This is a genomic window from Fusobacterium varium (assembly GCA_021531615.1).
GTDB classification, from domain to species: domain Bacteria; phylum Fusobacteriota; class Fusobacteriia; order Fusobacteriales; family Fusobacteriaceae; genus Fusobacterium_A; species Fusobacterium_A varium_C.
Map to the genome: position 1 here is coordinate 25,037 of JADYUE010000025.1, position 7,946 is coordinate 32,982.

Here is a 7,946-nt window from a genome sequence, read left to right on the forward strand (position 1 = left end):
AAGGACTTCTAATATTCACTTCTAAATTACGTCAACTTGATGTTAGGGATAAATTTATTTTTAATATTCCTAATATCAGCTAAATGTAATTTAGAGAAGAATATTAGAGAGAGTTACGAAAGCTGACGCTAAAAATTCCGACGTGTTTGAACGAAGTGAGTTTCGGAATTTTAGTCAGATGAGTTTTACTCTCTCTTTATTCTTTGACATGGAATTTAGCTGATATTTAAAAGAAATAGAGATAACTTAACTTGATTAATAATCGCAAATAACAAAGGTACTTTGTCAAAACCTAGCAATGTGCTAGATAACTGAGCTTAGTTAGCTAAATTATAGTTTAGATAATAATAAAAAGGAAGCTCAATTAGAGCTTCCTTAAAAAACATTATTATTTTGCAAGTGCGTTTTTAACAGCTTCTTTAAATCCTTGAGAAGTGTAAGTTGCTCCAGCAACATCATCAACTTCAACTGATTGTTTTTCAATAATAGCAGCTGTTAATTTTTCAATAGCAGGTTCAGCTATTCTTTTAGTTTCTTTCATTTCAAGAACTTTTATAGTTGTGATTTTATCTCCTTCTACTTCAACAGAAACTTTGATGTCATCTTTGTATCCAAATCCAACACCTTCTTTAGCCACAGCAAAAGCTGCAACAGATGAAACTACTAATATAGCAGCAACGAATAATTTTTTCATTATAATCCTCCTAATTTAAATAACTTTCTTATGATAGTGCAGCTTGACAAAGTCCGCAACCTGTACAAACATGTCCAGCAAAAGCAACCTTTTGAGCTCCAGCTTTTTGAGCTTTTCTTATTTCAGCCATAGGTCCTTCACCTTCACCAGTAACATGTTTCTTTAACATTTCAACTAGGTTATCCATACAAGAAGTATATCCTGCTAATGGAGCTCCTGAACAATAGTTATCATCTAATAATTCGATTACTCTTTCAACTTCCATACCAGGTAAAAGTTTTCCTATAGCAGCAAGGTTTCCAGGACATCCTTTAACAGCTGAGAAAGATACGATTTTTCCATCTTTAACAGATACTGTCATTTCAGTAGAGCAAACTCCATAAGTTTTTTCAGTAAAAGTAACGTCTTTGTTTATAACCTTTGCAAGAGAAACTTGTTGAACTAAAAGTACACCAGCAAGGATAGCAATTGATTTTTTCATAAATAACCCTCCAAGATTAAAAAAATAATATAAATATAAATAAAATAGCTATATTAGTATACAATATTTTCTAAAAAAAAGCAACTAAAAATAGTTGAGAACAGAAAATAAAAATCTTTTATAAAAAAACAGTTGTTAGTGAAAAAATATTTTTTTATTTTTGTAATTTGAATAATTGTTTAATTATATTTTTTATGTTACACTAATCTTACAAATATTGTTATTCTAATAAGTTAGTATATGATAAAGTGTATTTATGGAGGAAGAGAAAATGAATGCAGAGCAATATATAAAAGAGATTATAGAAAAAGTAAAAATTAAAGATAAAGGAGAGGAAACTTTTATTCAAGCAGTAGAAGAGGTTTTAACAAGTTTAACTCCTTTTATAGAGCAAAATCCTCAATATATTGAAAATAATATTTTAGAGAGAATTACTGAACCAGAGAGACAGATAATTTTTAAAGTACCTTGGGAAGATGACAATGGAAAAATTCAAGTAAATAGAGGGTTTAGAGTAGAATTTAATGGAGTTTTAGGACCATACAAAGGGGGACTTAGATTTCATCCATCAGTAGCATTGGATTCTATGAAGTTTTTATCTTTTGAACAAACATTTAAAAATGCTTTAACTGGACTTCCAATTGGTGGAGGAAAAGGAGGAAGTGATTTTAATCCTTTAAATAAATCAGATAGAGAGATAAAAAGATTCTGTGAAAGTTTTATGAATGAGTTGTATCGTCATATTGGACCTGATAAAGATGTACCAGCTGGAGATATAGGAGTTAGCGGAAAAGAGATAGGATATCTATTTGGACATTATAGAAGATTAAAAGGGGCATATGAAAATGGTGTTATCACAGGAAAAGGATTTAACTATGGTGGAAGTAGAATAAGACCAGAAGCTACTGGATATGGTGTAACATATTTTGTTCAAGAGATGTTAAAAGATATGGGAGAAACTATTGTAGGAAAAAAAGTTGCTGTTTCAGGTTATGGAAATGTTGCTTGGGGAGCTTGTAAAAAGATAACAGAGTTAGGTGGAAAGGTAGTAACTATTTCTGGAAAGGCTGGATATATTTATGCTCCAAATGGTTTAACTGAGGAACAAGTAGAGTATATGCTAGTTTTAAGAAGTAATAGAGATGTTACTTTAAAAGATTTTGGAAGTAAATTTGGGCTTGAATTCTTTGAAGGAAAGAAACCTTGGGAAAGAAAAGTTGATATAGTTATCCCTTGTGCAATTCAAAATGAATTAAACTTAGATGATGCAAAAGAGATCTTAGCAAATCAAGTTAAAATAGTGTGTGAGGGAGCTAATATGCCTTGTACTCCAGAAGCAATAGAATTATTTGAAGAAAATAATATATTATATGCACCTGGAAAAGCAGCTAATGCTGGTGGAGTTGCAGTTTCAGCTCTTGAAATGAGCCAAAATAGTATGAGATATCAATGGAGTGCTGAAGAGGTTGATGCAAAGCTTCATGAAATAATGAAAGATATCTATGAAAAATCAAAAGAGATGAGTGAAAAATACAATGTGTCTCTAGCCAAAGGAGCAAATATTACTGGATTTAAAAAAGTTGCAGACACTATGATAATGCAAGGAAATTATTAAAAATAAATAAATTTTTGGGAGAACCAAATAATACTTGGTTCTTCTTTTTTTTTGAGGTAAAATATAGATGTATGTATTAAATTTTAGGAGGAATTAAATGTATAAAATAGTAGAGAAAAAATGGTTGACTCCAATAATTTGTTATATGGATATAGAGGCAAAAGATCTAGCTAATTCAGCTCAACCAGGGCAATTTCTTATAGTTAAAACAGATGAAAGAGGAGAGAGAATACCTTTAACAATATGTGATTATGATAGAGAAAAAGGAACAGTAACAATAGTTTTTCAAGTGGTAGGAAAAAGTACACAGGATATGGCAAAATTAGAAAAAGGAGAAAGTTTTTCTGATGTAGTAGGACCATTGGGGCAGCCAAGTGAACTTATTCATTTAGGAGAAGAGGAGTTAAAAAACAAGAAGTATATCTTTATAGCAGGGGGAGTTGGAACAGCTCCAGTTTATCCTCAAGTTAAATGGATGAAGGAAAAAGGTTGCGATGTAGATGTTATCATTGGAACTAGAAGTAAAGAGACTCTTATTTTTGAAGAAGAGATGAAAGCAATTGCAAAAAATCTATATGTGTGTACAGATGATGGAAGCTATGGTAAAAAAGGACTTGTAACAGATATGTTAGATGATCTATTAGCAGCGGGAAAACATTATGATCATGCAGTTGTAATAGGACCAATGATTATGATGAAATTTGCTTCAAAAAAATGTAGAGAGAATAACATCCCTAACACAGTAAGTTTAAATCCATTGATGGTAGATGGAACAGGAATGTGTGGAGCTTGTAGAGTTACTATTGGAGATAAGGTTAAATTTGCTTGTGTAGATGGACCAGAATTTAATGGTGATGATGTAAACTTTGATGAAGCAATGAGAAGACAAAATATGTATAAAACAGAAGAGGGAAGAAATATTCTAAAGATAGAAGATGGAGAAACTCATGAAAACCCTGCTTGTCCAAATCATGAGCCTACATTTGAACCTAAAAAAAGAGTTCCAGTAAGAGAACAAAATCCAGAGATAAGAAATAAGAATTTTGATGAAGTTTGTTATGGATATAATTTAGTAGAGGCACAAGCAGAGGCTGCAAGATGTTTAAATTGTAAAAATCCTCTATGTACTAAAGGATGTCCAGTTTCAATAGATATTCCTGGATTTATTCAAAAGATAAAAGAGGGAGATATATTAGGAGCAGCTAAAATAATTACAAAATATTCAAATCTTCCAGCAGTATGTGGAAGAGTGTGCCCTCAAGAAACTCAATGTGAGGGAAAATGTATTTTAGGAGTAAAAGGAGAGCCAATAGCTATAGGAAAACTTGAAAGATTTGTTGGAGATTGGATAATTGAAAATAAGATTGACTTTGAAGTTGAAGAGAAAAAAGATGAGAAAGTAGCTATTATAGGTGGTGGTCCAGCAGGGCTTACAGCAGCTGGAGATTTGGCAAAAAAAGGATATCAAGTAACTATATTTGAGGCACTACACAAATTAGGTGGAGTTTTAAGCTATGGAATTCCTGAATTTAGATTACCTAAAGAAAAAGTAGTAGATAAAGAGATAGAAAACTTAAAACAACTTGGAGTAGAGTTTAAAACAGATAGTGTTATTGGAAGAACATTTACAGTTGATGAATTATTAGATGAAAAAGGATATTCAGCAGTATTTATAGGAAGTGGAGCAGGACTACCAAGATTTATGAATATACCTGGAGAGAATTATAATGGTGTTATTTCAGCAAATGAGTTTTTAACAAGGGTAAATCTTATGAGAGCCAACAAAATTGATTATAACACTCCTGTTAAAATAGGTAAGAGAGTAATCGTAGTAGGTGGTGGAAACGTGGCTATGGATGCTGCTAGAACGGCTAAGAGGCTAGGTGCAGATACTACTATTGTATATAGACGTGGAGAAGCAGAACTTCCAGCTAGAAGAGAGGAGATTCACCATGCAAAAGAGGAAGGGATAAAATTTGAATTTTTAGTTTCTTCTACTGAAATAATTGCAGATGAAAAAGGTTGGGTAAAAGAGGTTAAATGTATAAGAATGGAGCTTGGAGAACCAGATGAAAGTGGAAGAGCAAAATTCTCAGTTATACCTGATAGTGAATTTATAATGGAAGTAGAAACAGTTATAATGGCATTAGGTACATCACCAAATCCATTGATAGCATCAACAACTAATAATTTAGTAACAAATAGATGGCATGGAATAGAAGCTGATGAAGAAACAGGAAAAACTTCAAGAGAGGGAGTTTTTGCTGGTGGAGATGCTGTTACAGGAGCAGCAACAGTAATTTTAGCTATGGAAGCAGGAAAGAAAGCTGCTATTGAAATTGACAAATATTTGAAAAGTAAGAAATAGTTAAAGATAAAAAAAGAGCTAGAGGATGCAAAGCATCCAATAGCTCTTTTTAGATTATATGAGTAAGAGGCATAAGAATAATTCCAGCAAAAATTGCCATAAGAGCCTCTTTAGAATATCCATACTGTTTAGAACTTGGCAATAATTCCTCGATAGCAATATAAAGCATAATTCCAGAGATAACTCCAAATATCATTCCCAATGTTAAACCGTTAATAAATGGTTTTAAAACTAGGAAAGCAAGGAGAGCTCCAATAGGTTCAGCTATACCAGATAGAAAAGTATATTTAAAAGCTTTTAACTTGCTACCAGTAGCAAAGTATATTGGCATAGCCACTGAAATTCCTTCAGGAATATTGTGCATTGTAATAGCAAGAGCAATAGAAACACCTAAAGTCAAATCTTCATATCCAGCCATAAAAGTTGCTATTCCTTCAGGAAAGTTATGTAACCCAATAGCAAGAGTAGAGACAAATCCCACTCTAAAAAGATTTTCATGTTTTTTTCCATCCCCATCAGGTTCAGGCTCATGTGGAACAAATCTATCCAACATTGCAGCAAAAAGAACCCCTACAAGAAGGAAAACTACACTTAGAAAAATACCAAGTTTTTCATTATAATATTCACTTAAAAGTTGAGTTGCATTAGGTAGTAAGTCAGTAAAAGAAACACTTAACATAACTCCTCCAGCAAACCCTAATGAAACAGTAACTAATTTTTCACTTTTTTTATTAGCAAAAAAGATAGTAAGAGCACCTAATAAAGTTGACATTCCAGCAAAGAAAGACAAAATTAGAGCTCTTAAAGCAGCATCTTCAAACATAATATCCACATCCTTTCTATATTTTAGTTGATTTACGAAAGTGACATAAGATTTCCTTTAATTAATTTATCTTTTTAAAAGTTCATAACTATTAGATATAGTAGGCATTTTTAGAACATCAAGCATTCTCTCTAATAGAACCCCCTCACGATTTGGATATTTGAAACCATAACTAGCTAAGATACATTGTGTAATAAATTGTACCCCTCTCTCAATAGCTATTGGTAAACTATCCCCTTGAAGTAAACTTCCAATTACAACACTTGTGTAGGCATCTCCAGTTCCTGGATAAGAAGCAGGAATATATTTACAGCTAACTTTCCAAAATACATCATTTTCTTTGTCATAAGCTATAACATTTGTTTTTCTATCAGCTTTATGAGAATTTTCATCTGGAACACTTGTAGCAATAACTATTTTAGGTCCCATATTTGCTAACTCAACAAGCCATTCTTTAACTTCTGATTCACTTATCTCTTTCTTATATGGTTTATTTAGTAAAAAAGTAACTTCAGTAAAGTTTGGAGTGATAATATCAGCTTTACTAATTAATTTTTTCATCTCTTCAACCATTTCATTATTCATAGTTCCATATAATTTACCATTATCTCCAAGTACAGGATCTACAACAGTAAGATTATTTTTGTGACCAAAGAAATCTATAAAATCAGCAACTATTTTCATCTGTTTAGGTGAACCTAAAAAACCTGAGTATATACAATCAAATTCAAGGTTTAAACTTTTCCAATGTGCTATATGTTGTTCCATATAATCAGTAAGATCAAGAAAACTATAACCTTCAAATCCACCAGTATGGCTAGATAAAACTGCTGTTGGTACAGGACAAACTTGTACTTTCATACTAGATAGTATAGGAATTATACTTGTTAAAGAAGATCTTCCAAATCCAGATAAATCATGTATAGCAGCTACTTTTTTTACAATATTTTCCATTTTAACTCCTTTATTTCAATCTGTAAGTTTTTATTCCTTTGTAAAGGATACAGTTTATTTTTTCATCATTTTCTAATTTATCAAAGATGTTGTATTCAAGTTTTTCTTTTCTTGATTCTAAAAAGCTATTGATTTCAAATTGGTTCATAGGGTGACGTCTAATTATATTAAGAATAGCCTCATAAGAATCTTCAATTTCACTGAAAAACTCTCCAGAACTTAGCATATCAATAGAAATTCCTCCAAGTTCTTCAACAGCATATTTCATCTCCTCTTGAGAGACAACTTTTACAAAATTTTCAGCAGGGGGTCTTACAGGAGTATTTAAATATACTTTGTCATATTTTATTTTTTTTAAAATTTCTTTAAAATGTTCAATTGAATTTTTATCACAGTTTATTCCTGATATAAGCATTATTTCAAGTAGTAATTGCCCTTTGTACTCCTTTGAAAACTCAATTAATCCCTCAAGTTCATCTTTAAAGTGGATAGTTCCTAGAGGTCTATCAATTTTTTTTGCTGTTTCTTCATTATAACCATCTATTGAAGGTAGTACAATATCAGCATTCATTAACTCATCTCTTACCTCTTTTGAACTGAGTAGAGCTCCATTTGTAATAACAGCAACAGGTTTATCAGAGATTTTTTTAACTTCTTTAATTAATTCACCAAGTTTTGAGTAGAGAGTAGGTTCACCTTCCCCAACAATAGTTATAACATCAAAATCAAAAGTTTCTTTTAAGTATTGTTTAAATTCGTTGATAATATCTTCTAAAGGAAAAAATTCTTTTCTTTCTCCAGTCATTTTATCTGTTCTACCTAATTGGCAGTAGATACATGAATAATTACAAGTTTTACGAGGAATAGGACTTATTCCTAAAGATTTTCCCAATCTTCTAGATGGGACAGGTCCAAAAATGTATTTTAACTCCATATTAATGATGCCGTTGCCAAAAATCTATAAAAATATAGAAATTTGTTTATTTCCTTCTTCATAGAATCCGATTTTGC

7 protein-coding genes are annotated in these 7,946 nt (G+C 31.4%); 2 read left to right on the forward strand and 5 right to left on the reverse strand.

Annotated elements, in window-relative coordinates:
- Window positions 1-388 precede the first annotated feature (388 nt).
- Together I6E31_08525 and I6E31_08530 are read right to left on the reverse strand one after the other, a co-directional pair.
- Entirely contained in the window at window positions 389-694 is a 306-nt protein-coding gene (locus I6E31_08525) for an FMN-binding protein (protein ID MCF2640016.1), read from the reverse strand.
- 28 nt (window positions 695-722) lie between these two features.
- Complete coding sequence (locus I6E31_08530; protein MCF2640017.1) at window positions 723-1,175, reverse strand: TSCPD domain-containing protein; 453 nt, start codon at window positions 1,173-1,175, stop codon at window positions 723-725.
- Window positions 1,176-1,446: 271 nt separating this feature from the next.
- Here I6E31_08530 and gdhA point away from each other — a divergent pair, with 271 nt between their 5' ends.
- Entirely contained in the window at window positions 1,447-2,790 is a 1,344-nt protein-coding gene (gdhA, locus tag I6E31_08535; protein ID MCF2640018.1) for an NADP-specific glutamate dehydrogenase, read from the forward strand.
- A gap of 97 nt (window positions 2,791-2,887) precedes the next feature.
- Window positions 2,888-5,158: a bifunctional dihydroorotate dehydrogenase B NAD binding subunit/NADPH-dependent glutamate synthase gene (locus tag I6E31_08540; protein ID MCF2640019.1), complete on the forward strand. Its 2,271-nt coding sequence runs from the start codon at window positions 2,888-2,890 to the stop codon at window positions 5,156-5,158.
- 49 nt (window positions 5,159-5,207) lie between these two features.
- On the opposite strand, the gene zupT is transcribed toward I6E31_08540, so the two are convergent.
- From zupT to I6E31_08555, 3 genes are all read right to left on the reverse strand, one after another.
- Entirely contained in the window at window positions 5,208-5,981 is a 774-nt protein-coding gene (gene zupT / locus I6E31_08545) for a zinc transporter ZupT (protein MCF2640020.1), read from the reverse strand.
- Window positions 5,982-6,047: 66 nt separating this feature from the next.
- Window positions 6,048-6,935 (reverse strand): pyridoxamine kinase, encoded by an 888-nt coding sequence (locus I6E31_08550; protein MCF2640021.1) that lies wholly within the window; start codon window positions 6,933-6,935, stop codon window positions 6,048-6,050.
- A 10-nt stretch (window positions 6,936-6,945) separates the two neighbouring features.
- Entirely contained in the window at window positions 6,946-7,869 is a 924-nt protein-coding gene (locus I6E31_08555; GenBank protein ID MCF2640022.1) for a radical SAM protein, read from the reverse strand.
- Window positions 7,870-7,946 lie beyond the last annotated feature (77 nt).